Annotated in this window: 23 protein-coding genes; 8 read left to right on the top strand and 15 right to left on the bottom strand. The window is 74.4% G+C overall.

Going from position 1 to position 22967, the window contains the following annotated elements; translation table 11 throughout:
- Nucleotides 1–19: 19 nt before the first annotated feature.
- Together ABZ621_RS31180 and ABZ621_RS31175 are read right to left on the bottom strand one after the other, a co-directional pair.
- The gene (locus ABZ621_RS31180; protein WP_360609789.1) at nucleotides 20–343 is read right to left on the bottom strand and encodes a DUF3040 domain-containing protein; all 324 of its coding nucleotides are present in this window, start codon (nucleotides 341–343) and stop codon (nucleotides 20–22) included.
- A gap of 60 nt (nucleotides 344–403) precedes the next feature.
- Complete coding sequence (locus ABZ621_RS31175; protein ID WP_360609788.1) at nucleotides 404–856, bottom strand: ATP-binding protein; 453 nt, start codon at nucleotides 854–856, stop codon at nucleotides 404–406.
- A gap of 103 nt (nucleotides 857–959) precedes the next feature.
- Between ABZ621_RS31175 and ABZ621_RS31170 the strand changes: the two genes are divergently transcribed.
- Nucleotides 960–1883, top strand: a complete 924-nt coding sequence (locus tag ABZ621_RS31170; RefSeq protein WP_360609787.1) for a SigB/SigF/SigG family RNA polymerase sigma factor — start codon at nucleotides 960–962, stop codon at nucleotides 1881–1883.
- On the opposite strand, the gene ABZ621_RS31165 is transcribed toward ABZ621_RS31170, so the two are convergent.
- From ABZ621_RS31165 to ABZ621_RS31145, 5 genes are all read right to left on the bottom strand, one after another.
- A complete protein-coding gene (locus ABZ621_RS31165; protein ID WP_360609786.1) occupies nucleotides 1834–2319 on the bottom strand; it encodes an ATP-binding protein in 486 nt (161 codons plus the stop codon). The two genes, ABZ621_RS31170 and ABZ621_RS31165, sit on opposite strands and share 50 nt — an antisense overlap.
- A 13-nt stretch (nucleotides 2320–2332) precedes the next feature.
- Nucleotides 2333–2827, bottom strand: a complete 495-nt coding sequence (locus ABZ621_RS31160; RefSeq protein ID WP_360609785.1) for an STAS domain-containing protein — start codon at nucleotides 2825–2827, stop codon at nucleotides 2333–2335.
- A 79-nt stretch (nucleotides 2828–2906) separates the two neighbouring features.
- Nucleotides 2907–4109 (bottom strand): oxygenase MpaB family protein, encoded by a 1203-nt coding sequence (locus ABZ621_RS31155; protein ID WP_360609784.1) that lies wholly within the window; start codon nucleotides 4107–4109, stop codon nucleotides 2907–2909.
- A 30-nt stretch (nucleotides 4110–4139) separates the two neighbouring features.
- Nucleotides 4140–5195 (bottom strand): polyprenyl synthetase family protein, encoded by a 1056-nt coding sequence (locus ABZ621_RS31150; protein WP_360609783.1) that lies wholly within the window; start codon nucleotides 5193–5195, stop codon nucleotides 4140–4142.
- A complete protein-coding gene (locus ABZ621_RS31145; RefSeq protein WP_360609782.1) occupies nucleotides 5188–5538 on the bottom strand; it encodes a polyprenyl synthetase in 351 nt (116 codons plus the stop codon). The genes ABZ621_RS31150 and ABZ621_RS31145 overlap by 8 nt, the downstream gene beginning before the upstream one ends.
- A gap of 176 nt (nucleotides 5539–5714) precedes the next feature.
- Between ABZ621_RS31145 and ABZ621_RS31140 the strand changes: the two genes are divergently transcribed.
- A complete protein-coding gene (locus tag ABZ621_RS31140) occupies nucleotides 5715–6230 on the top strand; it encodes a hypothetical protein (protein WP_360609781.1) in 516 nt (171 codons plus the stop codon).
- A gap of 15 nt (nucleotides 6231–6245) precedes the next feature.
- On the opposite strand, the gene ABZ621_RS31135 is transcribed toward ABZ621_RS31140, so the two are convergent.
- Nucleotides 6246–7898 carry a glycosyl hydrolase family 8 gene (locus ABZ621_RS31135; RefSeq protein ID WP_360609780.1) on the bottom strand — a complete coding sequence of 551 codons (1653 nt, stop codon included), beginning with the start codon at nucleotides 7896–7898 and terminating at the stop codon, nucleotides 6246–6248.
- 131 nt (nucleotides 7899–8029) lie between these two features.
- Nucleotides 8030–8794 (bottom strand): alpha/beta hydrolase, encoded by a 765-nt coding sequence (locus ABZ621_RS31130; protein WP_360609779.1) that lies wholly within the window; start codon nucleotides 8792–8794, stop codon nucleotides 8030–8032.
- Between the two features lie 147 nt (nucleotides 8795–8941).
- Between ABZ621_RS31130 and ABZ621_RS31125 the strand changes: the two genes are divergently transcribed.
- A complete protein-coding gene (locus ABZ621_RS31125; protein WP_360609778.1) occupies nucleotides 8942–9577 on the top strand; it encodes a LysE family translocator in 636 nt (211 codons plus the stop codon).
- An 89-nt stretch (nucleotides 9578–9666) separates the two neighbouring features.
- Here ABZ621_RS31125 and ABZ621_RS31120 read toward each other — a convergent pair whose 3' ends face one another.
- From ABZ621_RS31120 to ABZ621_RS31110, 3 genes are all read right to left on the bottom strand, one after another.
- Nucleotides 9667–11157: a hypothetical protein gene (locus tag ABZ621_RS31120; RefSeq protein WP_360609777.1), complete on the bottom strand. Its 1491-nt coding sequence runs from the start codon at nucleotides 11155–11157 to the stop codon at nucleotides 9667–9669.
- Between the two features lie 367 nt (nucleotides 11158–11524).
- Nucleotides 11525–11911, bottom strand: coding sequence for a VOC family protein (locus ABZ621_RS31115; protein ID WP_360609776.1), 387 nt, complete (start codon nucleotides 11909–11911; stop codon nucleotides 11525–11527).
- Nucleotides 11908–12201 (bottom strand): metalloregulator ArsR/SmtB family transcription factor, encoded by a 294-nt coding sequence (locus tag ABZ621_RS31110; RefSeq protein WP_360609775.1) that lies wholly within the window; start codon nucleotides 12199–12201, stop codon nucleotides 11908–11910. The genes ABZ621_RS31115 and ABZ621_RS31110 overlap by 4 nt, the downstream gene beginning before the upstream one ends.
- A gap of 269 nt (nucleotides 12202–12470) precedes the next feature.
- Here ABZ621_RS31110 and ABZ621_RS31105 point away from each other — a divergent pair, with 269 nt between their 5' ends.
- Nucleotides 12471–14798 carry an excinuclease ABC subunit UvrA gene (locus ABZ621_RS31105; protein ID WP_360609821.1) on the top strand — a complete coding sequence of 776 codons (2328 nt, stop codon included), beginning with the start codon at nucleotides 12471–12473 and terminating at the stop codon, nucleotides 14796–14798.
- Nucleotides 14799–14819: 21 nt separating this feature from the next.
- Here the strand turns inward: ABZ621_RS31105 and ABZ621_RS31100 are convergent, their stop codons facing one another.
- The 3 genes from ABZ621_RS31100 to ABZ621_RS31090 are packed head-to-tail and all read right to left on the bottom strand — an operon-like array spanning nucleotide 14820 to nucleotide 16647.
- Nucleotides 14820–15470, bottom strand: coding sequence for a 4-phosphopantetheinyl transferase (locus ABZ621_RS31100; protein WP_360609774.1), 651 nt, complete (start codon nucleotides 15468–15470; stop codon nucleotides 14820–14822).
- The gene (locus tag ABZ621_RS31095) at nucleotides 15467–15697 is read right to left on the bottom strand and encodes an acyl carrier protein (RefSeq protein ID WP_360609820.1); all 231 of its coding nucleotides are present in this window, start codon (nucleotides 15695–15697) and stop codon (nucleotides 15467–15469) included. The genes ABZ621_RS31100 and ABZ621_RS31095 overlap by 4 nt, the downstream gene beginning before the upstream one ends.
- Before the next feature lie 56 nt (nucleotides 15698–15753).
- Nucleotides 15754–16647 carry a hypothetical protein gene (locus tag ABZ621_RS31090; protein WP_360609773.1) on the bottom strand — a complete coding sequence of 298 codons (894 nt, stop codon included), beginning with the start codon at nucleotides 16645–16647 and terminating at the stop codon, nucleotides 15754–15756.
- Nucleotides 16648–17227: 580 nt separating this feature from the next.
- Here ABZ621_RS31090 and ABZ621_RS31085 point away from each other — a divergent pair.
- Genes ABZ621_RS31085 through ABZ621_RS31070 form a run of 4 tightly spaced genes read left to right on the top strand, consistent with a single transcriptional unit; the run spans nucleotide 17228 to nucleotide 22942 of the window.
- Complete coding sequence (locus ABZ621_RS31085; protein ID WP_360609819.1) at nucleotides 17228–18412, top strand: phytanoyl-CoA dioxygenase family protein; 1185 nt, start codon at nucleotides 17228–17230, stop codon at nucleotides 18410–18412.
- A complete protein-coding gene (locus ABZ621_RS31080) occupies nucleotides 18394–19740 on the top strand; it encodes a DUF6271 family protein (protein WP_360609772.1) in 1347 nt (448 codons plus the stop codon). Before ABZ621_RS31085 ends, ABZ621_RS31080 begins: the two co-directional genes overlap by 19 nt.
- A complete protein-coding gene (locus tag ABZ621_RS31075; RefSeq protein WP_360609771.1) occupies nucleotides 19737–21521 on the top strand; it encodes a condensation domain-containing protein in 1785 nt (594 codons plus the stop codon). Before ABZ621_RS31080 ends, ABZ621_RS31075 begins: the two co-directional genes overlap by 4 nt.
- Nucleotides 21518–22942: an MFS transporter gene (locus ABZ621_RS31070; RefSeq protein WP_360609770.1), complete on the top strand. Its 1425-nt coding sequence runs from the start codon at nucleotides 21518–21520 to the stop codon at nucleotides 22940–22942. The genes ABZ621_RS31075 and ABZ621_RS31070 overlap by 4 nt, the downstream gene beginning before the upstream one ends.
- Nucleotides 22943–22967 lie beyond the last annotated feature (25 nt).

Raw genomic sequence — 22967 nt, 5'->3', positions numbered from 1 at the left:
ACGGGCCGCGGGCCGGGGGTCAGGCGTCGGGGCGTTCCCCGCCGGCCCGGCCGCGGGTCCAGCGGACCGCCATGCTCAGGACCAGGGTCACCGTCAGGACCCAGGCGGCGGCGAAGCCCCAGATCAGGCCCGGGGCCGAGGTCGCCACGGCGAGGACGAGCAGGATGAGGGTGGCGGCCCCGAGAGCCGCGGCGCCCACCGCGCCGCGCCTCGTGATCCGGGGCGGCCGGGGGGCCGGCCGGTGTGCGGCCATGCGGCGGACGAAGGGGTCGTCGGCGCCGAGGTCCGCCTCGATGCCGGCCAGTACGCGTCGCTCGTGCGCGGAGAGCCGGGCCTCGTCCATCGCGGACACCTCCTCCGGTCCGGATCCCGCGCGGGGCGGCGGGGCCGTTCCACCGGGCGGCTACCCGCCCGGTGCGGCTTCAGACGGTGGCTCCTGGGGGAAGCGGACCTCGCACCAGACGGTCCGCCCGTGGTCCCGTGCCACCCAGCCCCAGGCCGCGGCGAGCCGCTGGACCAGGTAGAGGGTGTTCCGGCAGGGGGCTCCGGGGCGGTGCCGGCCCTCCGGGCGGGGCGCCTCCGGGCAGGTGTCGCTGACCTGGAGCCAGACGCCGTCGACGGAACGGTCGAGGCGGAGCTCGTACGGGACTCCCCCGCCCCGCACCGCGTGGACGACGAGCTCGGTGACGAGCAGCTGCACGTCGGCGGCGGCCGTCCTGGCCGACGCGGGGAGCGGCCCGTACCAGTCGGCGACGGCCTGTGCCGAGAGGTGACGGAGGGTGCGGGCGGTCCCCGGTCCGCCGCCGAGGGCGTACCGCCTGGAATCCGTTGCCCGGTTGCTCTCCTGTACCTCCATGACCCGCGTCTGACCACCTCCGGGCCGCCCAAACTTTTACAAACAGGTCTATATGGGTCAAAAAGTCCCCAGAGGGGAATCCTCTTCTACGAGGAGGAATCTCATGTCCACGGGCCGAGTCGTAGACGCACCCCCGCCTCCGTCGCCCACCCGCGAAGAGGCACCCACCTCCGCCGCCACGCGGCGGCGGGCACTCGGGGGGCTGCCGGAGCCGGAGAATCCGCTCGCGTCCTCCACCGACGACGCGCGGACCCTCTCGGCGGCGATGTTCGTACGGCTCCGGGAGCTCGACGAGGGCAGCCCCGAGCACGCGTACGTGCGCAACACCCTGGTCGAGCTGAACCTGAGCCTCGTGAAGTTCGCCGCCCAGCGGTTCCGGGGCCGTCCGGAGCCGATGGAGGACATCGTGCAGGTGGGGACGATCGGGTTGATCAAGGCGATCGACCGGTTCGACCCGGACCGCGGGGTCGACTTCTCCGCCTTCGCGCTGCCGACGATCGTCGGCGAGATGAAGCGGTTCTTCCGGGACACCGGCTGGGCGGTACGGGTGCCGCGCCGGCTCCAGGAGCTGCGGATCGACCTGGCCAAGGCCTCCGACGAGCTGGAACAGCGCGAAGGGCACCGGCCCGACCGCGCCGAGCTCGCCGCGCGGCTGCACCTCACCGCGGAGGAGGTGGCGGAGGGGGAACTCGCCGCCAACGGCTACAGCGCCCACTCCCTCGACGCCCCCGTCGGCGACGACGAGTCCCACGCCCCCCAGGGGACGGCCGGACGGCGCACCGCCGTCGAGGAACCCGCCTACGAGCTCATCGACGACCTCAACTCGCTGCGGCCGCTGCTCGACCGGCTCGGCGACCGCGACCGGCTGATCCTCACCCTGCGCTTCGGCGACGAGCTGACACAGGCCGAGATAGGCAGGCGGATCGGCCTCTCCCAGATGCACGTCTCCCGGCTGCTCGCCCGCATCCTCGGCGAACTCAGGGACGGTCTCCTCGACGACGCCACGGAGGACGCGACGGCCTGCTGACCTCCAGCCACACCACCTTGCCCACCGCCCCGGGCCCCCGGTCCGAGGAGCCCCAGTCGCTCGCCAGCCGGTCCAGGACCATCATCCCGTGACCGCCGGGCAGCGAGGGCGAGCGGGGGGCGAGCCGGCGCGGATGGTCGGGGCTGCGGTCGGCGACCTCGACCCGGAGCAGGCCGTCCGCGTGCCGGAGCACGAACTCCTCCGGACCGCCGCCGTGCAGACAGGCGTTGGTCACCACCTCGGAGACCAGCAGCAGGACGTCCTCGACCCGCTCCCGGGCCAGGGCGCTCTCGGCGGGGATCCAGCCCCAGTCGGCCAGCGCCCGCGCGGTGAAGTCACGGCAGCGGGAGACCGCGCCCGTGCTGCTGTGCAGCAGCAGCCGGCGGGTCTGCACCGCGGGGGTGCCGTCGCCCGGGGTCCTCTCGCTCTCCCACATGACCGGCGGCCCGTCAGACCGGGTCCCCGGGGCGGGCGCCGCCCGCCCCGGGGGCCGAGGTCTCGCCCCGGCCGGCGGGCGGGGCGTCCGTGGGGCCCTCGTCGGCGAGGGGGGCGTCCGCGAGGGCCTCGCGGACATCGGCGTACACCCGGAAGACGTGGACGGCGCCGGTGATCTCGAACATCCGGTCCACCGGCGGCCGCAGTCCGGCCAGGTCCAGCCGGCCGTCCGCCTCCAGGGCCCGGGCGCGGGCCCTGAGCAGCAGGTTCAGGCCGGTGGAGTCGCAGAAGTCGAGCCCGGCGCAGTCGACGACGATCCGGGCCGCGTCGGCGTGCTCCCCCAGGGCGGTGGCGAGCGGCTCGACCGTGTCGTGGTCGAGTTCCCCGAGCGGTGCCACGACGACGGTCCCCCGGCCCCGGTCGGGCCGCACGTCCACCCGGAACCGGACCGGCCGACCGGCCGGCGAACCGCTTCCGGGTGTTCCGTCCCGAGGATCCCCGCCGTCCATGCACACCTCACCTTCACCAGGTGAGTCCATTTTCGGCCAGTGGGCCCCATCCTGCGAGGAGAGGCCTCCGGGCGGCCCGTCAGACGGTGGACGCGGGCGGCGTCCACCGGTGGTGGCGGGCGACGCCCGTGTCGACGCCGTACTCCTTCCTCAGGTGCTCCGGGATGGCGTAGTGCATCACCCGGCCCCGGGTGAGCGTGGACAGCTCGAAGACAGAGGTGAGGTGGCCGAGCCGGTCCAGCGCCCAGGCCGCGAACGGCGACGCGTCCTCCACCGACTCCAGGACTCCGAGCAGCGGCGGCAGCGCCTTCACCGCGGTGTCCCAGCGGCTGCGGGGCACGTCGAGCCAGTCGCCGGCGGTGTCGCCGACGAGGTGGCGGATCAGGGCGGAGACCATCGGGTCGAAGAAGGTGCCGGGCACGACCTCCTCGTACAGGTCGATCAGCTGCCGGGTCAGCACCACGCCCTCCTCCGAGGGGCCCATGTGCCGGACGAGGTAGAGGTCGAGGAAGGCGCGCGCCTCGTCGAGGGTCTTCGGCACGGCCGTCTGGTCCACGCCGAGGATCGCGCCGACCACCCGCCAGGCGTAGTAGTACGCCTCGGCTCCCTCGGTGGACATGTGGACGCCGAGCCGGTGGAGGCTGTCGAGGACGAGCATCGAGAAGAACATCTGCCCGCCGATCATGTCCTCCTGGCAGATCGGCACGCCGTCGGCGGCGGTGTCCCAGCGGTCGGCGCGGACCAGGTGGTGGCGGATGGAGGCGTGCAGGAGCCGCACCTTCTGCGCGGCGGGGACGAACCGGCCGCCGGCCTCGAAGGCGTCGGGCCGCATGAGGTACGTCGTGAACTGGCCGGTCTCCGCCATGCGCTTGCTCGGGTAGTGCAGCCCGTGCGTGGCGGAGAGCAGCCGGGCGACGCGCGGGACGACGTAGCAGGCGGGCATGGAGGCGAAGGAGAGGGCGGTGTTGATGTGGACGTTGTTGTCGGTGAAGAAGAGGCGGGCCTTCTCCATCTCGTTCCAGTCGACCCAGGCGGGCGGGACGGCCGTCGTCTCCAGGTACTCCCGGGCCACGTCGGGCAGCCCGGCGGGGAGCTCCTGGCCGGAGACGGAGACGTACCGCATGAGGGAGTTGAAGAGGCCGACCTCGCCACGTTCGAAGAGGGTGGCGACGACGGCGTCCGCGAGCTCGTCGCCGCTGAGACGCAGGGCGTCGAGGGAGGCGTCGGTGTACGGGGCGGGGGACGTCGTCCGGGTGGTCGAGGTGGTGTCGGTGCCGGTCACGGCGGGCGCTCCAGGGTGCGGTGGGGGAGGTCAGTGGTGGCGGACGGCCGCGCGGTGGGCGAGGTCCGTGAGGGCGCGGTGGGCGACGGTCGGCAGGTCGAGCTCGTCGAGGGTGCGGACGGCCTCCTCGACGCGGCCGGCGATCATGCGCTCGACCCGTGCGGGCGCGCCGAGTCCGGCCATCAGGGCGCGGACCTCGCGCAGTTCGCCGTCGTCGGGCCGCCGGTCCCCGGCGAGCGTCCGGCGGAGCTGCTCCCGCTGCGCGGGCCCGGCGGCGTTCCAGGTCTCGGCGAGGAGGACGGTGGGCCGGCCGGCGCGGAGGTCGTCGAGGGGTGCCTTGCCGGTGCGGGCGGGGTCGCCGAAGAGGCCGAGGAGGTCGTCGCGGAGCTGGAACGCCTCGCCGAGCGGCAGCCCGTAGCGGGAGAAGCCCTCGCGGAGGGCGGCGGGGGCGCCGGCGAGGAGCCCGCCGAGGAGGAGGGGGTGTTCGACGGTGTACTTGGCGGTCTTGTAGCGGATCACCTTGAGGGAGGTGCCGGTGTCCGGGGGGCCGCCGGTGTGCAGGATCTCCAGGGCCTCTCCGGCGACGAGTTCGCGCGCGAGGGCGGCCCAGAGGGGCCGGCCCCGGGAGAGGTACGCGGCGGGCAGCCCGGACTCCGCGTAGAGGCGGCCCGCGAGGGCCATCAGGTGGTCGCCGAGGAGCAGGGCGAGCGCGCGTGCCGCCGTCCGGGGCGTCCGGCCGAGGTGCGGCAGGGACGCGAAGTGGCGGTGGGCGGTGGGGCGGCCGTGCCGCAGGGGACTGTCGTCGATGAGGTCGTCGTGGACGACGGCGGCCGCGTGGACGAGCTCCATGGCGGCCGCGGCCCGCATCAGGGCGTCGCTGTCGGGCTGCCCGGCGGCCCGCCAGCCCCAGTAGCAGAAAGCGGCGCGGAGCCGTTTGCCGTGGCGGGCGGTGGTGCGCAGGGCCTCGGCGAGCGGGTCGAGCGCGTCGTCGACGGCGAGGAGTTCGGCGGCCTCCTCGTCGAGGAAGCCGGTGAGGACCGCGTCCGTACGGGCCTTGAACTCCTCCGCCGTCCAGACGTCAGGCATCGGTGTGCGCCTCGGTATCGGAGGCGTACCGGGTGCCCGGGTCGGCGGTGGGGGCCGCCGCGGCCGCCCGGCGGGCGGCGGCCTCGCGCGCGAGGAGCTCCATGTGCGGGAGCGAGCGGGGGCCGTCGCGGTCGGCGGCGAGGCGGTCGAGGGCCAGTCGGCCCCGGGCGCGGAGGTCGGCGGCGGCGTCCTGGGCGATGTCCGCGGAGTCGGCGCGGCCGAGGAGGGGGCGGAGCGAACCCGTGGCGGTGCCGATCGTCTCCACGACCAGGTCGGCGAGGCCTGCGGCCAGCAACAGGGCTTTGTCGTCGGGGCGTTCACGCGGGGGCGTGGGGTGGGTCATGCCGGCCGGCTCCTCGGGAGAGAGGGGGATGGGGTGCGTACCGGGCCAGCATCGGGCATGGGCGGGGGCGTTCCCGACCTGCGCTCACTCGTTCAGGTGATCATGACCGGGAGTTCCGGCGGGAGGACGGTGAAGCCCTCTGGAATTGCCGCTCCACCACCGGTAGTTGCCTTCTCATGCCTCGCAGATCCGCGCGCCTCGCGCCTCGCGCTCTCACCCACCGCGCCACGCCCGCCCTGGTGGCGTCCACCGCCCTGCTCCTGACGGCGGGCTGCCTGGGCCGGCCGGGGACGATCTGCACGCTGGTCGGCGCCGACTCCGGCGTGACGGTGAGCTGGCGCCCGGCGGACTTCCCCGCGGGCTCGCGCTACCGGATCTGCGCGGACGGCCAGTGCCGGGAGCGCGAGGACCCCACGGCGGGCGACGGCTCCACCACCTTCCTCCAGGTACGGCTGCCGGAGGAGGACGGGCCGCGCGAGGTGGCGGTGCGCTTCACGGCCATCGCCCCGGCCGAAGAGCCCGCCGACGACGAACTCGCGGGCGGCGAGCCGGCCGGAGGCGGCCGGGTCGTCGACGCGTTCTCGACGCGGGTCACGCTGCGCGAGTCGACCCCGAACGGCGAGAAGTGCGGACCCGCCGTCTGGCAGGCGGGGGTCCGCGTCGATCCTCGGAAGGGCCTGGTCAGCGGCTGACCGGTGTGCCGGCCGCTACGGGACCCAGTGGTTGCCGGAGACCGTGATCATCACCTGGAGCTGGATGCTCGCGGAGAAGTAGCTGCCGGTGTCGATCGGGGTGGCGACCATCTTGTTCCAGAGGGCGTCGAGCCAGGCCTGGCTGCCGGAGTCGGTCATGGCGGCGACGGCGAAGGGGGCGAAGAAGGCGGCCTCGCTGCCCGCGGCGATCTGGGTGCCGTTGAGCTTGTAGCCCATGGCGATCTTGTCGGGGTCGCCGCCGGTCTTGCTCTTGATCCAGCCGTTCAGCTTCCGCGCGGCGGCGAGGGACTTGGCGTCGCCGCTGGTGACGGCGTCGTCGGCGATGCGCCACGGGGTGCGGCAGGCGTTCCACCAGTACTGGCCGTCGTTCGGGTCCTCCAGGACCTCGCCCGGGGCCGGCTTGGGGCTGGTGTTCGTGTCGACGACGAAGTCGGGGAGCAGACCGGTGCTCGGGGCGTAACCGGACTGGAGGTTGGCGATCTGGGTCTGGTGGGCCGTGCGGGCCGCGTCCCAGGTGGTGTCGCCGGTGGCCGCGCGGAAGGCACGGAAGTGGTCGACCATCCAGTCGGAGGTGCGGGAGATGTAGTAGTACTGGTCTCCGGAGCTGGACCAGTCGCCGAGCTTGAGGAGCTTGGTGGTGGGGTTCAGCTCGTCCTTCTTGATGGCGGCGATGTGCTTGAGCGCGAGGGCCTTGTAGTCGTACGTGCCGGCGCTGCCCCACTGCCTGTCCGCGAGGAGGAGGCCGTACGCGACGTCCATGTCGCCGTCGGTGGCGCCGTCGCCGCCGTTGACGCTGCGGCAGTCGACGTCCTGCTCGGCGGCGAGGAGGTCGGGGTTGATGGACGACGGGTGGTCGAGCTTCCACTTGACGAGACCGTCGAAGATCTTCTTGGCGTCGGGGTCGGCGCCGGCCATGGTGGCGGCGATGACCATGCCGTAGCCCTGGGCCTCGGCGACGTAGGGGTGGTCGGCGTCGGGCGAGATGACCTGGTACCAGCCGTTGCCGCAGTTCTGCCGGACGAAGGCGGCCTTCCAGCGGTTGTAGTAGTCGACGACCTTCTGGTCGATGCCGGACTGGGCGCCGGAGGGCTTGAGCATGCCCGCGGCGTAGGGCTTGAGGTGGCTGCCGAAGGGCACGCCGGGGCCGGTTCCGCCACCGCCGCCGGCCGGGGAGCCGTAGACCTCGAACTCGTAGAGGGAGTAGCCGTACGGGGTGCCCCGGCCTGTGCCGTACATGCGGACGTACCGGCCGCTGCCGGAGACGGCGAGGTCGTCGACGGCGCCGTCGCCGCTCGTGGTCGTGTAGACGTCGGTCCACGCGGAGCCGTCGGCGGAGGTCTGGAGGCGGTACGTCGTCGCGTAGGCGGCCTCCCAGTCGAGCTTGATCCGGGAGAGCGTGTGGTTCGCCCCGAGGTCGATGCGGATCCACTGCGGATCGACGCCCTCCAGGCTGGCCCAGCGGGTGGCGCGGCTGCCGTCCACGGCGAGGCCGGGGGCGAAGCCCGAGCCCTCCACGGACGAGGACGCCGCCGGCTTGCCCGCCGAGACGAGGGCGTCGGCGGCCTCGGCCTCGTTCTCGGGCAGGACGGCGAGCGGCAGGGCCAGTAGAGCGGCGAGTCCGAGCGGGATGGCGCTTCGTCGGCGCATGACAACTCCCTTTCTCTCCAGGGCGATCGCTCGTTAGGAAACATTCCTAACTATCGGCGCGCCGAGCGTAGAGAGAGGCGGGGACCCTGCGCAAGACCCCGTGCCCGGCCGGGGCGTCGGATGAGCCGGAATCACCCCGGCAGCGCCAGGGCGCGGGCGAGGGCGGCGGCGAAGCCGTCGGGGTTGTCGAGCATCAGGTTGTGCCCGGCGGCGGGCACCTCCAGGACGGGCACGCCCATCGCCGCCGCCTGCTCGGCGCCCCGGTCCGGCAGGCTCCTCTCCCCCACCAGGAACGCCCGGGGCAGCGTCAGCTCCCGCAGCACGTCACCGGGCTCCGGGTCGCCGCCCTCGACGAGCGCGACCGCGCAGCGGTGCACGGCCCGCGCGTCGGCGAGCCGCAACCGCGCGGCGTAGTCGGCCCGTTCGGCGAGGGCCAGCAGCTTCGCGTACCCGCTCCGGACGAAGGCCTCCTCCGGCTGCCGGGCCACCGGCCTGCTGAACGCCCCGCCGCCCCTGTACAGGCTGGGCTCCGCGACCACCAGCCGGGCGATCCGCCCGGGCCGGGCCGCCGCCAGGTGGATCGCGACGGCACCGCCCATCGAATGCCCGACGAGTTCGACGCCGCTCAGGTCGAGGTGGTCCAGCAGCGCGGCCACCGCCGCCGCCTGCCCCTCGGGCCGGTAGTCGAAGTCCCCGGGCCGGTCGCTCAGCCCGTGCCCCAGCAGATCGACGAGTAGCGCACGTCCGCCGCCCAGGGCCGGGTGGGTCGCGATGTGCGCGAAGTCGGAGGCGGCGGTGCAGCCGAGCCCATGGAGGAAGACCCGCACGGGCCCCTCCCCCGGGAGGTCGAGCCAGCGCAGACAGGCCTGACGGTCAGTCAGGAAGAGTTCCCTCATGGGGGCAGCCTACGAAGCGGGGGCGAGGGGGCTGCCGTCAGCCCCGGCAGGATTGCCAGGCCCGGGGGCAGCCGGGCGAGGACGGGGAAGGGCGGGGATGGCGGGAGGCGAAGCCGCCGGACAGGGGCTGCGATACCGTGGCCTTCCATGGCATCGAGCACCGCATTCTGGTCCTTCGCTCTCGTCGTGGGACTCCTCACCCTCACTCCGGGCCTCGACACGGCCCTCATCCTGCGGACGGCCGCGCTCGGCCGCCGTACCCGCGCCTGGGGCGTCGTCCTCGGCATCCAGACCGGCACGCTGATCTGGGGCGCGCTGACCTCGCTGGGCGTGACGGCGCTGCTGACCGCGTCGCACCTCGCGTACGAGATCCTCCGGTGGGCGGGCGCGGCCTATCTGCTGTGGATGGCGGCACGCATGATCGCCGAAACGTTCCGGCGCCGTGGGACGGACGCGAGCGCGGAGGTGGAGGTCGGCGGCGCGGACACCCTCACCAGCGGGTGGCGGCAGGGCACGCTCACCAATCTGCTGAACCCCAAGGTCGGCGTCTTCTACGTCGCCGTGCTTCCGCAGTTCATCCCGGCCGAGGCCCCGCACTTCGCGATGGGCCTCGCGCTGACCTCCGTCCACGTCGTCCTCGGCATGGTCTGGTCGACGGTCCTGATCGCCTCCGCCTCCGCCCTCGGCACCTGGCTGCGCGGCGCGCGGGCCCGGCGGGCCCTGGACCGGATCACGGGCACGGTGATCGGCGCGTTCGCGGTACGCCTCGCGGTCAGCGACTGACGGGCGGGGCCGGGCGGGCCGGGAGGGCGGACCGGGAGGGCGGACCGGGAGGGCGGACCGGGCGGCGGCCTTCGCGCCCGGTCGGCCGCTCACGGCTCCGGCAGGAGCCTCGCCATCTCGGCGGGCGGCAGGGACGGGTTGGCCGCCGCCGCCTCCCGCACGCCCTCGTCCGCGTCCGCGAGCAGTCCGCGGAGCACCGCCGGCGGGAGCGCCGGATGACCGGCGGCGAGGGGGCGCGCCCGGGCGTCCGCCAGGCAGGCGAGGAGCGCCGGGGGCGTGGCGGCGGGATGCCCGGCGATCTCGCGGAGCGCCCGGCGCACCGGCGGCTCGTGCCGGGCGAGTTCCTCCAGCAGGGCCGCGGGCGTGTCCGGGTTGGCCGCCACCCCGGTCATCACCTGGCGCCCGTGCCGTACGACCATGGCCCGCAGCCTCTCCTCGGAGAGGCCCGGGTGCGGGGCGACGGCGGCCGCCACCTTCGCGTCGGGGTCGTCGGCCAGCCGGTCGCGCGCCCTCGCCGGCAGGTCGCGCCGGAGGGCGACCAGCCGCCGGGCGGCCGGCTCGGCGGAGGAGACCAGATCCTCGGTCTCGTCGGCCGACGCGGTGGCGATCCGCGGGAGGAGGCCGGTGCCGAGCGGGGTGGTACGGGCCAGGGGGACGAGCACGTCGAGCGCGACGCGGGGGTGCCGGGCGGCCGCGCGGCGTATCTCGGGATCGGGATCGCCCGCCAGGAGGCGTACGAGGTCGTCGTCGAGGGCGGGGTTCTCGGCGAGGGCGGCACGGACCCGGGGAATCGGGTCCGCGGCGAGCCGCACGCAGGCCTCCCGGGGCAGGTCCACTCGCTGGGCGAGCGCCCACCGCAGCAGCGGGCGGGGGTCGTCGGCGAAGCGGGCGGCGGCGTGCGGCGGAGTGCCCGGGTGACGGAGGAGGGACTCGCGTAGGTGGCCGACGGCGGACTCGTGGTCGCCGCGGCAGCGCTCACCGGGCAGCGGGAAGGGCTCCGTCGCCTCCCCGTCGACGGCGCACACCCGGCAGTGGCGGGCCGGGGGCAGGCCCTCGCCGGTCAGGAGGGAGGCCAGGACGGCGGGCGGGGTCGCGTCGTTCTCCGCCACCGCGCGGCGCACCGAGAGGTGGGGGTGGGCCACGAGGCGGGCGGCCGTGCCGGCCGGCCCCAGCCAGGCCAGTTCGGCGACCACGCTCGGGACCGGGTCCCGCGCCAGCCGTTCCGTCACGTCGGGCGGGAGCCCCGGGCAGGCCGCCAGCCGCTGCCGGCGCTCGGGGTCCGGGTCCACCGCGAACGCCCGCGCCCACGCGGCGGGCGCCGCACCCCGGTCCAGCAACGCGAGGGCGGCCTCCGGCCACTCCGCGGGATCGACGTCGTCGGCGGTGAGCCTCCCCCCGTACGCGAGGGACACCGCGGCCTCCCCGACCCGCCGCGCCAGGGCGACCGCCCGTCCGCGATCGAGGTCGGCCCGGCGGGCCAGGGTGCCCGCGAGTTCGTCGTCGGCGAGGGCGATGAGCCGGTCCAGCAGCTCGGGGGGCAGAGCCGGATTCTCGGCGAGTCCGTGGAGGAGTGCGTACACGACCGGCATCCTGCCGGTCGGCCCGCACCGGGCGCGCCCGGTTTTCCGCGCCTGGAGGAAGAGGATCCTCGCGGGGGCGGGCCCGGGCTCCGGGCGAGGGCTGGTGCGGGCTCGCCCGGGCGCAGGCACGGAGCCGAGCGCGGACGCGGACGCGGGCCCGAGCGCAGGGCCGGGCCCGGGCTCCGGGCGGGGGCTGGGGCGGGGCCGAGCGCAGGCGCGGGGCGCGAGCGCAGGGCCGGGGCCGGGGCCGGCGGATGGCGCCACGCCTGGTGACGAGCCGCCGGGCAGACCGAGGACCGCCCTTCCCTCTCGCCCTGCAGGCGCGTACCGAACGAACCCCGGCCCCTCCCCCGCCCGCGTGCGCCGCCTACTTGTACTGCGCGAGCTGGATCAGGTTGCCGCAGGTGTCGTCGAGGACGGCGGTGGTGACGGGGCCCATGTCCACGGGGGGCTGGGTGAAGCGGACGCCCAGCGTGGTGAGGCGGGTGTGTTCGGCGTGGACGTCGTCGACGGCGAAGGAGGTCGCGGGGATGCCGTCGGCGACGAGGGCCGCCTTGTAGGGCGGGACGGCGGGGTGGCCGGAGGGCTCCAGGAGGAGTTCGGTGCCTTCGGGGTCCTCGGGGGAGACGACGGTGATCCAGCGGTCCTCGCCGACCGGCACGTCGTGCTTGGCCGCGAAGCCGAGCACGTCGGTGTAGAAGCGGAGCGCCTTCTCCTGGTCGTCGACGAAGACGCTGGTGATGTTGATCCTCATGGGGTGTCCTCGGGGGGTGCGGGGGTGAGCCATCGTGTGACGATGTGCTGAAGCGGGCGGGGGTCGAGGTCGTGGAACTTGTAGCGGCCCTCACGACGGGGCGTGACCAGCCCCGCGGTCTCCAGCACCGCGAGGTGCTGGCTGACCGCCTGCCGGGAGATGGCGAGGCCGTGCCGGGTCGCCAGCCGGGCGCATATCTCGAAGAGCGACTGTCCGTTGCGTTCGGTCAGCTCGTCGAGGATCACCCGGCGCGTCGGGTCGGCCAGCGCCTTGAACAGATCCTCCTCCATGACGCCACCATAGGCAAGCGCACACTTGCCTATCAAGCCGACGGGCCGCTCCCCACCCTTCCCCGCTCCCCACCCTTCCCCCGCTCCCCGCTCCCCGAATGCGCTCTGCCCGCCACGCGAAGCCCGCCTAAGGTGGGTCGCATACCCGCCCGCCCCTGACGAGGGAGAAACCTTTGAGCACGGCCAGACGGAACCGCGCCGCGACCCCGTCCTCCTCGCGCGTCACCGACGGTCACGTCGCCGACGGTCACGTCGCCGACAGTCACGAGCTGATCCGCGTGCTCGGCGCGCGCGAGAACAACCTCAAGGACGTCAGCGTCGAGATCCCCAAGCGGCGGCTGACGGTCTTCACCGGAGTCTCCGGCTCCGGCAAGAGCTCGCTGGTCTTCGACACGATCGCCGCCGAGTCCCAGCGGCTGATCAACGAGACGTACAGCGCCTTCGTCCAGGGGTTCATGCCGACGCTGGCGCGCCCGGACGTCGACGTGCTCGACGGCCTGACCACCGCGATCATCGTCGACCAGCAGCGCATGGGCGCCGACCCGCGCTCCACCGTCGGCACCGCCACCGACGCCAACGCGATGCTGCGCATCCTCTTCAGCCGGCTCGGCACCCCGCACATCGGCTCCTCCCGGGCGTTCTCCTTCAACGTCCCCTCGGTGAGCGGCGCGGGCGCGATCACCGTGGAGCGCGGCGGCCGGACGGTGAAGGAGAAGGCGAGCTTCCACATCACCGGCGGCATGTGCCCCCGCTGCGAGGGCCGCGGCCGGGTCTCGGACATCGACCTGGCGGAGCTGTACGACGACACCAAGTCGCTCGACGAGGGCGCGCTCACCATCCCCGGGTACACGGCGGACAGCTGGTACGGCCGTACGTACCGTCTCTCCGGTCTCCTCGACCCGGCGAAGCCGATCCGGAAGTACACCAAGCGGGAACTGGACACCCTCCTGTACAAGGAGGCGACCCGGGTCAAGGTCGAGGGTGTCAACGTCACGTACGAGGGCCTGATCCCCAAGCTGCAGAAGTCCTTCCTCGCCAAGGACGTCGAGTCGCTCCAGCCGCACATCCGGGCCTTCGTGGAGCGGGCCACCACCACCCAGGTGTGTCCGGAGTGCGACGGCACCCGGCTCAACGAGGGTGCCCGCTCCTCGAAGATCAAGGGGATCAGCATCGCGGACGCCTGCGCGATGCAGATCAGCGATCTCGCCGCGTGGGTGCGCGAGTTGGACGACTCCTCGGTGGCGCCGCTGCTCGAATCGCTGCGGCGGACCCTGGACTCGTTCGTGGAGATCGGGCTCGGCTATCTGGCGCTCGACCGGCCCGCGGGCACGCTGTCGGGCGGCGAGGCGCAGCGCGTGAAGATGATCCGGCACCTGGGCTCCTCGCTCACCGACGTCACCTACGTCTTCGACGAGCCGACGGCCGGTCTGCACCCGCACGACATCCAGCGGATGAACGAACTCCTGCTGCGGCTGCGGGACAAGGGCAACACGGTCCTGGTCGTGGAGCACAAGCCGGAGACGATCGCGATCGCCGACCACGTCGTCGACCTCGGTCCCGGCGCCGGCACGGGCGGCGGCACGATCTCCTACCAGGGGACGCTCGAAGGACTGCGCGGCAGCGGCACGGTGACGGGCCGTCACCTCGACGACCGGGCCTCGGTGAAGGACGCCGTGCGCACGCCGACCGGTGTCCTGCCGATCCGCGGCGCGACCGCGAACAACCTGCGGAAGGTCGACGTCGACCTGCCGCTCGGCGTGCTCGCCGTGGTCACCGGCGTCGCCGGCTCCGGCAAGAGCTCGCTGGTGCACGGCTCGATCCCGGCCGACGCCGCGGTGATCTCGGTCGACCAGACGCCGATCCGCGGCTCGCGGCGCAGCAACCCCGCGACGTACACGGGCCTGCTCGACCCGATCCGCAAGGCCTTCGCCAAGGCCAACGGCGTCAAGCCGGCGCTGTTCAGCGCCAATTCGGAGGGCGCCTGCCCGACGTGCAACGGCGCCGGGGTCACGTACACCGACCTGGCGATGATGGCGGGCGTGGCCACCACCTGCGAGGAGTGCGAGGGCCGCCGGTTCATGGCCTCGGTCCTGGAGTACAAGCTCGGCGGGCGGGACATCAGCGAGGTGCTCGCGATGTCGGTGACGGAGGCGGAGGAGTACTTCGGCGCGGGCGAGGCCCGTACGCCGGCGGCCCACCGGATCCTGGAGCGCCTGGTGGACGTCGGCCTCGGCTACCTCACGCTGGGCCAGCCGCTGACGACGCTCTCGGGCGGCGAGCGGCAGCGCCTGAAGCTGGCCACCCACATGGGCGACAAGGGCGGGGTGTACGTGCTCGACGAGCCGACCACCGGCCTCCACCTCGCCGATGTGGAGCAGCTGCTCGGGCTGCTCGACCGACTGGTCGACTCCGGGAAGTCGGTGATCGTGGTCGAGCACCACCAGGCCGTGATGGCGCACGCCGACTGGATCGTGGACCTGGGTCCGGGCGCGGGCCACGACGGCGGCCGGATCGTCTTCGAGGGCACCCCCGCGGACCTGGTCGCCGCCCGCTCGACGCTGACGGGTGAGCACCTGGCGCAGTACGTCGGCGCCTGACCGCTCCTCGGGGCCGGTCCCTCACGGTTCGCCGGCCGCCGTCGGTCCTCCCAGGAGCGCCGAGGGCGGCAGGAGGACCGGCTCGGCCGCCGCCGTCGGCGTCGCCGCCGCGACCACGGCCGCACGGCCGTGGTCCGTCCACTCCTTGAGGTGTACGTCCTCCGGGGGTGGGCGGCCCGCCTTGAAGCGGGCCTCCGCCCGGACCCAGGCGCGCAGGAGCGCGGCGCCCGGGTCGGGGGCGGCCAGGGCCTCGCGGAGGTCGGGTCCGGGAAGGACGCGGCGGAGGACCGGGAGGGGGCCGGGACGCCGGGCCGCCGGCTCCACGTCGACGCCGACCGGGCCGGGGGCGGTGGCCGCCGCGACCAGGCCGTCGGCGTGGCTGACGCTCACGCCGAGGCCGGGGTGCGCGGGGAGGTACGGGCGGCCGTGGCCGGCCCGGCCGCAGTCGGGGCAGCGCTGGGCGAGGCCGATCGCCGCGGGCGGGCGGCCGGTGGCGCGGGCCGCGCCGAGGCGGAGCAGGAGCCGGGCGGCCAGGACGTCGTCCGCGCGGGCGGGGACGCGGACCGCGGCGAGCCGGCGCAGCTCCCAGGGTGCGAGGAGGTGCGGCCCGAGGCCGGGGGTGTCCAGGACCTCCCGGGTGGTCGCCACGACCACGAAGGCGCCGGGGGTCACGCGGAGGGGGCGAGGAAGCGTTCCTGGACGCGGGCGAGGGTGCGGAAGTCGTCGATGGTGACCTCCTGGAGGTCGATCGACGTGCCGGAGATGTCCTCCAGGAGGTCGATGAACTCCAGGAAGTCCATCGAGTCGATGAGCCGGGCCTCGATGAGGTCCTCGTGGACGTCGACGGGGCCTTCGAGGCCGGGGTTCTTGTCCTGGATCCAGGCGGTGACGCGGTCCATGGTGCGGTTCTCCATGTGGGTGGTCGTGCGGTGACGGCTCGCCGGTCGACGGCTCGTCAGCCGGGGGTGCCGTTGGTGGCGGCGGTGACGGTGGCGGCGGTGGCGGCTCGGACGCGGTCGAGGGCCTCTTCGGGGCCGCCGTGGGCGTGGAGCATGGCGTGGATCCAGCGTTCGAGACCGAAGGCGACGCAGGCGCTGTAGGCGGGGCCGTGGCTGCCGGCGCGGATGTCGAGGCGCTCGCCGAAGAAGTTGCGGTGGCGGTTGACGGAGGCGATGGCGGTGCCGTCGGGTGCGCTGTACTCGTGCTTGACGGGGTCGAGGGCCATCAGACGGGCCCGGGATCCGCCCTTGTCGTAGAAGGGGTCGTCGGCGGTGGCGCGGGTGAGGTCGAGGCCGAGGAGCGCGGCGGTCTCCTGGATGAACGCGCCGCCCCGCTCCAGGTGTTCGAGGGCACCTTCCTTGGTGCCGAGGTAGACGACCTCGCGCATGTGGAAGCCCCAGAGGCGGCGCAGGCCGTCGTAGTGGGTCTCGTTGCGGAAGCAGCGTCCGGCGGCGGAGAGCCGGAGGCCGTCCTCGCCGACGTCGGAGCCCTCCAGGGAGAGCAGCAGTCCGTAGCAGGTGGCGGAAGGAAGAAGGTAGCCGGTGGGTTCGAGGGACCGGTCACCGGGGGCCTGTCCGGCGGCGAGGAGGTCGTGGGCGTCGGGGGCGAACCGCCCCGCGGCGACGCCGAGATGGGGGAAGTTGCGGAAGTAGTCGAGGCGGGCGAGTCCCTCGGCGGCGAGCAGCGGCGGGCCGGTGACCTCGGGTGCGCCGAGCCGGGCGGCGAGCCCGCCGAGGAGGGCGTCGAGCGCGTCCAGCAGGGCGGTGTGCACCGGGTCCAGCGTGATCAGGCCCGGGCCCGGGCTCTTGAGGCCGGTGACAGGCGGGGTCGTGGCGCTGGGTGTGCTCATGGAACCGTTCCCTCTCGGCGTGGGCGGTCGGTCAAGGGTGTCGGTCGAGGGCGTCGGCGGTCCGGGCGGACGCGCCCGTCTCCCCTGTCGGTGTCGATGCCGGTGTCGGCGGAGCGGCGGGCAGGGCCCTGTGCGCGGTCGCCGTCGACCGGGGCGCAGCGGTCGTGCCGGGGTTCGACTGGTCGGGTCGGCGCCGGCTCTGCGCAAGGGGACAGTAGGCCAGCCGACCGCGGGTTGTCTAGACCAAAGATCATCCCCCAACAGGCCCGCCGGAAAGCGACTTTCGGGCAGACGGCCGACACGCGGGGCATACCGACGGGTCACTTGACACCAGTGATGGTCTACACCAATTCTGTCCCTCGTCCCCCGCGGGCTCCTCCCCCGTCACCGGGTCCGCGCCCCGACCCGCCTCGCCCCGGACCCGACCCGCCCGCGTCCCGCCACGCCCCGTCCCGCCGTGCCCCCGCACCCCCCAGCCCGCACGCCGTCCGACTCCCGCCTGGAGGGACCTGTGACCACGACGCCCGCACCCGCTCCCGAGCCCCCGGCTCCCGCCCCGCGCCGCCCCCGTACCCCGTACCTGCACCGCGCGGCCACCGAGCGCCCGTACTTCAGCGACGACGGCGAGTCCTACCTCGCCGCGACCACCCTGCGGGAGCTGAGGAAGACCCGGCCGCTGCGGGTGCTCTCCGAGGCGGACTTCGCGCACTGGCAGACGTACGGCTACGTCGTCGTGCGCGAGGCGATCACGGCCGAGGCGGCCCGCCGGCTCCTCGACTTCACCTGGGACTTCCAGGGGCTCGACCCCGAACGGCCGGAAAGCTGGTACGAGGACCGGCCGTTCCGCTCCGAGCTGGACCAGCAGCTGCACATCTACGGCTTCGTCGAGGCCTACCACCACCAACTGCTCTGGGACAGCCGCCAGTCCCAGCGGGTCTACGACGCGTTCGTCGACGTCTGGGACTGCGAGGAGCTCTGGGTCACCCTCGACCGGCTCAACCTCAACCCGCCCAACGTCCGCAACCGCGACCGTGCCCTCATCGAACCCACCGACCGGGGCTTCGACATCGAACTGCACTGGGACATCGACACCACGCTCGGCGTGCCGCCCCAGCGGGTCCAGGGCATCATCGCGCTCAACGACACCACCGCCGAGACGGGTGGCTTCCAGTGCGACCCGGAGCTCTTCCGGCGCTTCGAGGAGTGGAAGCTCGCCCAGCCCGAGGGCCGCGACCCCATCCGTCCGGACGTGGACCGGGCCGAGTTCCCCGTCGTGCGCCCCGACCTGCGCCCCGGCGACCTGCTGATCTGGAACGGTCTGCTCGCCCACGGGGTCGCCCGCAACACCTCGGCGGAGGGGGTCCGCGCCGTCCAGTACCTGTCGATGATGCCCGCCCTGGAGGAGCACGCGAAGCTGCGCCGCTCCCGCGTGGAGTCCTGGCGCCATCTGCGTACCCCACGCTGGAACCGCACCCTCGTCGGCGACCCGGTCCTGCACGAGTCCAAGCGCTACCCGACCGCCGAACTCACCCCGCTCGGAGCCCGGTTGCTCGGCCTCACCTCCTGGCACGAGAAGGACGGGTCCGGCGAGGCCACCGGCGACGCGGCCCGGCTCGACGCCCCGACCGCGCCGACCGCGCCGCACACACCGGCTGCGCCGACCCCACCGGCTGTGCCGAACGCACCGGAAGCGGCGAACGCACCGGACGCGCCCGCCGCATCGACCGCACCCACCGGGGAGCCTTCGTGCGCCGCGCCTGCCTGACCCTTCCCACCAACCGCGCGTGCACGGCGACGATCGCGTCGGTCGCCGAGGAAGCGGCGTACGGGGCCCGGGAGTTCGGCGTCGAGGTCCACCTGCTGATCCTCGACTCGTCGGCGCCCGCCGACCTCGCCGAGCACCGGGCGGCGGTCGCCGCCCTGCCGCCGGCGCCCGGGGTCGTCGTCCACCACCTCGACGAGGACCGGCAGCGCGCCTTCCTGCGGGAGGTCATCGCGGCGGCGGGGCTCGCGGGACCGGACCGGCTGCTCGACCTGATGCTCCCGGCCGGGGTGTCGTACGGCGCCTGCACCAACCGCGCCTTCCTGCTGGCCGAGGCGCTGGGCTGCGCCTCCGTGCACCGCCGCGACTCCGACAGCCGCTACCAACGTCTCGACGGTGAACCGGTCTTCCCGATCCACCACGAACTCGCCGCCCTGGGGCGGCGGGCGGCCGACGTGGCCGGCGCGGTCACCCGCAGCCGCCTCGACCCGCGCCTGGCCGACCGGACGGTCGTCCTCGCCGGCGCGTCCTTCATCGGCGAGCCCTCCGTGGACCTCGCCGAGCTCCGCGCCCTCGACCCCGAGGCGTACCGCGAGGTCGTCGGGCTGTCCGTACCCTCCGGCCATCCGGAGCTCTGGCGCCGGCACCTCGTCGACGAGGCCTTCCGGGGCGCCGGCACCACCCCGTTCACCACCGACACGACCACGCTGACGCTGGTCGGCCCCACCCGGGTCGACATGTGCAACGTCGCCCTCGGCCGGGAGGTGTACGGACGGGTCCCGCTGCCGCCCGCCACCGACACCATCGGGACCGACTACTTCCTCCTGCACCTGGTCCACGCCGCCGGGCTGCCCGGCGTCCTGCACAACCGGCACATCGTCAACTACTACACCGGCGAGCGCCGTTCGGACGAGGGCTTCCTCGCGTACCAGCTCCGCTTCGCCAAGTACCTCCTCGCCGCCGCCCACCTCGAAGCCGTGTACTCGGGCCTGACGGCCACCGGCGACGCGCTGCTCGACGAGCGCGGGCGGGTGCGGCCCTCCGTGGTCGCCGCCCTCGCCCGGGAGAGCGCCTTGATCGACCCGGCCGGCAACGCGGCCCGGCTCGACGTCCTGGACCGCCGCTACCGCTCGCTCGGCGGCCGGTACGCGACCGCCGCCGGCCGCTTCGCCGAGCGGCGCGCACGGCTCCTCGCCGAAGCCCGCTCCGACATGGCCGACTTCGCCCTGCTCGTCGACGCCTGGGCCGCCCTGACCGCGCACGCGAAAGGCACCGCCGTGAACCACCTCCCGACCCGCGGACCCTCGCCCGCCCCGGCCGTGACGCCATGACGACCACCCCCGCACCGGCCACCACCGCCGACGGCGTCACGGCGGCCCGCACCGTGACCGTGACCTACACGGGCGGCGGTGCGCGCCGGGGCCCGGTCACGATGGGCCAGGCCAACATGATCCGCTGCATCCTGCGGGACGAACCCGCGTCCATCAACATCCACGACGTGTGGCCGGTCCCCGACGGCACCGGGATGGACCGCGCCCTCGGCGCCCTCGCGGACCTCGCCGTCCGCCACGAGGCACTGCGCACCACGTTCCCGTACGAGGAGGGCAGCGGAGCCGTCCCGGCCGAGCAAGTCGTTGCCTCCGAAGGCGAGTTCACCGTCACCGTCCTCGACCACGACGAGCTCCCCGAGGACCCCGACGCCTACGCGGAGGCGGTGGCCCGCGCGGCCCGCGACACCCGCTTCCGTCTCGACCTCGACTTCCCGCTGCGGCTGCGGATCATCGCCCGCGCCGGACGGCCCGTGCGCGTCGCCCTGGCCGCCAGCCACGCGGTCACCGACGGCAGCGCCCTCGGCGTCCTCCGCGACGACTGGCTCGCGCTGCTGGCGGGCGAGCCGCTCCCGCCGGTCACCGCGCTCACCCCGCTCGACCTCGCCGCCGAGGAGAACAGCCCGGCCGGCCGGCGCAAGTCGGCCGCCTGCCTCGCCCATTGGGAGACGATCCTGCGCACCGGCCCGCAGGCCATGTTCGCCGAGGACGGCGCCACCGGCACGGAGACCGACACCCCGGGGCTCACCCTCCGCTCGGCGCGCGGCGCCCGGGCGCTGGCCGCCGCCGCCCGGCGCACCGGCGCCCTGCCCGGCACGGTGCTGCTCACCGCCTGGTGCCTGGTCACCGCCCACCGGGCGGGCCAGTCCGTGTGCGTGGCGGCCGTGCCGACCGCGAACCGCTTCCAGCCGAAGCTCGCCCGCTCGGTGAGCACCCTCTCCCAGGACGCCCTGCTCGCCCTCGACGTCCGCGCGCCGTCCTTCGACGCGCTGCTCGCCAAGGCCTGGGGAGCGGCGATGAACGCCTACCGCCACAGCCGCTTCGACGCGCTCGACCTGTGGGAGCTGATCGGCCGGGTCACCACCGAGCGGGGCAGCCACTTCACGCGCGACGTCGTCTTCAACGACATCAGCGCCCTGCCCACCACCCTCGCCGGCGCGGCCGCGCCCGACGGGGACGCCCCCGAGCTCGAACTCGCCTGGGGCGGCGGCCAGTCGCTGCCGACCCGGCTGCTGACCTTCGTGTACGAGACGGAGCCGGTCCTGCGCCTGGCGACCTGGGCCGACCCGGCGCTCTTCCCCCGGGCGGCGGCCGAGGAGCTGGTCACCGGTCTGGTGCGGCTCCTGGAGGCCGTCGCGGAGACCGACGTACCGCTGGACACACCGGGGCCGCTCACCGAGGTGACGGGGGTCCGTCCGGTGGCGCGCGGTCCGGAGTGGACTCGGGTGGACGGCTGCTGGGTCTCCCCCGCCGCCGTCGCCGCCGCCCTGACCGAGGCGCTGCGGGGGCGGCCGGTCGAGGTCGTGCTGGAGGAGGAGGCCGGTGCCGCCGACGGCGTCGGCCGTCGCCTCGCCGCGTACATCGGGGCGGACGAGCGGTCCTGGCCGGAGGAGGAGTGGACGCCGAGGCGGGCGCACTCCGCGCTGATGGACGTCCTGCCGGGCCGGCCCGGGGTGCTGGCCCCGCACCGGTACGTGTTCGTCGAGGGCCCACCGCGGCAGCCCGCCGCGGCGCGGCGGATTCTCAGGGAAGGGACCGGCCGGGAGCCGGGAGATGCCACATGACCACGGATGACACCGTCGCGGCGGGCGGAACGGCGGCTCCGCCGTCCAGCCCCTGGCGGTCGCCCCGCTTCCGGCTGTTCTTCACCGCGCGCAGCGCCTCGCTCCTCGCCGACGGCATGCTGATGGTCTCCGTGACCACCTCGGTCCTCGGCGCCGGCTTCGGGGCGACCGGCGTGGGTTACGCGCTCGCCGCCTGGATGGCGCCGATCGTGGTGCTCATCCTCTTCGGCGGGGTGCTCGCCGACCGGTTCACCCCGCAGGTGATGATGGTCGGCGCGGACGCGGTCCGGGTGGTGACGATGCTCGTCATGGCCGCGCTCTTCGCCGGCGGCGGGGTACGGCTCTGGCAGATCATGGCCCTGATGGGGGTGAGCGGCGCGGCGACCGCGATGTTCCAGCCGGGGCTCGCGAGCATCGTGCCCCGGGTCGCCGAGGACATCCAGCGCGCCAACGCGCTGCTGCGCATCTCCGAGTCGATGGCCACGCTCATCGGCCCCGGCCTCGCCGGTTTCCTGGTGGCGTACTGGGATCTCGCCGGTTCGTTCGTGGTGATCGCGGCGGCGTACGCCGTCAGCGCGGGCGGGCTCCTGCCCCTGCGCCGGCTCGCGGCCGGCAGGGCGGAGAAGGGCAGTGCGGGCGAAGGCGACGCCGTCGACGAGACCGACGATCCGATGTGGCGGCGGCTCGCCACCGGCTGGCACGAGTTCCGGTCCCGCACCTGGCTGTGGGGGGTGATCTCGCTGTGGGCGGTGTACGGCCTGTTCGTCTTCGGCCCGTCGCTTCCGCTGGGCGCGGCGCTGCTCACGGAGCAGCACGGCGCCACCGGTTACGGCTGGATCGCCTCGGCCGACGGCCTCGGCACGATCATCGGCGGCCTGCTCGGCATGCGGGTCCGGCCGCGCCGGCCGCTGGTGGCGGGCGTCTGCGCGATGTTCTTCTTCGCGCTCAACCCGCTGGCCCCGGCGCTCGGCTGGAACTTCACGCTCACGGCGGTGACGGGCATGGTGGCCGGCTGCGGCTTCGCGTTCTGGGGCGTGATGTGGGCGACCAGCGTGCAGTCCCACATTCCGCTGGCCGTACTGAGCCGGGTCTCCGCGTACGACATCGCCGGCTCGATCATGGTGATCCCGCTGGGCCGGGCCCTGGCCGGTCCCGTGGCGGAGTCGTTCGGCGCGGACCGGGTGCTGCTCTTCTCCTCGGCGGTCTCGTTCGTCCTGCTGGGCGCGATGCTCTGCGTCCCGGCCATCCGGGGCCTCACACGGCTCGACCACCCGAAGCGGGACGCGGCGCCGGATCCGGATCCGGGTCCGGCGCAGATGCGGAAGCCGGTACGGGAGCCGGAGCGGGAGCCGGAGCGGGAGCCGGTACGGGAGCCGGGGCGGGTGGCGGACGAGGAAGCCTCGACCGCAGCCGAAGCCTGAGACGACCGCCGTACTCCTACGGACC

The organism is Streptomyces sp. NPDC007863 (assembly GCF_040633895.1).
GTDB lineage: Bacteria > Actinomycetota > Actinomycetes > Streptomycetales > Streptomycetaceae > Streptomyces.
The sequence above is the reverse complement of the archived record's forward strand: the minus strand, read 5'-3'. Positions and strand labels throughout refer to the sequence as shown.

Excerpts from the sequence above, each read along its gene's own strand:
- ABZ621_RS31180 (WP_360609789.1), bottom strand. The coding sequence starts at position 343 with ATGGACGAGGCCCGGCTCTCCGCGCACGAGCGACGCGTACTGGCCGGC.
- ABZ621_RS31175 (WP_360609788.1), bottom strand. The coding sequence starts at position 856 with ATGGAGGTACAGGAGAGCAACCGGGCAACGGATTCCAGGCGGTACGCC.
- ABZ621_RS31170 (WP_360609787.1), top strand. The coding sequence starts at position 960 with ATGTCCACGGGCCGAGTCGTAGACGCACCCCCGCCTCCGTCGCCCACC.
- ABZ621_RS31165 (WP_360609786.1), bottom strand. The coding sequence starts at position 2,319 with ATGTGGGAGAGCGAGAGGACCCCGGGCGACGGCACCCCCGCGGTGCAG.
- ABZ621_RS31160 (WP_360609785.1), bottom strand. The coding sequence starts at position 2,827 with ATGGACGGCGGGGATCCTCGGGACGGAACACCCGGAAGCGGTTCGCCG.
- ABZ621_RS31150 (WP_360609783.1), bottom strand. The coding sequence starts at position 5,195 with ATGCCTGACGTCTGGACGGCGGAGGAGTTCAAGGCCCGTACGGACGCG.
- ABZ621_RS31145 (WP_360609782.1), bottom strand. The coding sequence starts at position 5,538 with ATGACCCACCCCACGCCCCCGCGTGAACGCCCCGACGACAAAGCCCTG.
- ABZ621_RS31140 (WP_360609781.1), top strand. The coding sequence starts at position 5,715 with ATGCCTCGCAGATCCGCGCGCCTCGCGCCTCGCGCTCTCACCCACCGC.
- ABZ621_RS31135 (WP_360609780.1), bottom strand. The coding sequence starts at position 7,898 with ATGCGCCGACGAAGCGCCATCCCGCTCGGACTCGCCGCTCTACTGGCC.
- ABZ621_RS31130 (WP_360609779.1), bottom strand. The coding sequence starts at position 8,794 with ATGAGGGAACTCTTCCTGACTGACCGTCAGGCCTGTCTGCGCTGGCTC.
- ABZ621_RS31125 (WP_360609778.1), top strand. The coding sequence starts at position 8,942 with ATGGCATCGAGCACCGCATTCTGGTCCTTCGCTCTCGTCGTGGGACTC.
- ABZ621_RS31115 (WP_360609776.1), bottom strand. The coding sequence starts at position 11,911 with ATGAGGATCAACATCACCAGCGTCTTCGTCGACGACCAGGAGAAGGCG.
- ABZ621_RS31110 (WP_360609775.1), bottom strand. The coding sequence starts at position 12,201 with ATGGAGGAGGATCTGTTCAAGGCGCTGGCCGACCCGACGCGCCGGGTG.
- ABZ621_RS31095 (WP_360609820.1), bottom strand. The coding sequence starts at position 15,697 with ATGGACCGCGTCACCGCCTGGATCCAGGACAAGAACCCCGGCCTCGAA.
- ABZ621_RS31090 (WP_360609773.1), bottom strand. The coding sequence starts at position 16,647 with ATGAGCACACCCAGCGCCACGACCCCGCCTGTCACCGGCCTCAAGAGC.
- ABZ621_RS31075 (WP_360609771.1), top strand. The coding sequence starts at position 19,737 with ATGACGACCACCCCCGCACCGGCCACCACCGCCGACGGCGTCACGGCG.
- ABZ621_RS31070 (WP_360609770.1), top strand. The coding sequence starts at position 21,518 with ATGACCACGGATGACACCGTCGCGGCGGGCGGAACGGCGGCTCCGCCG.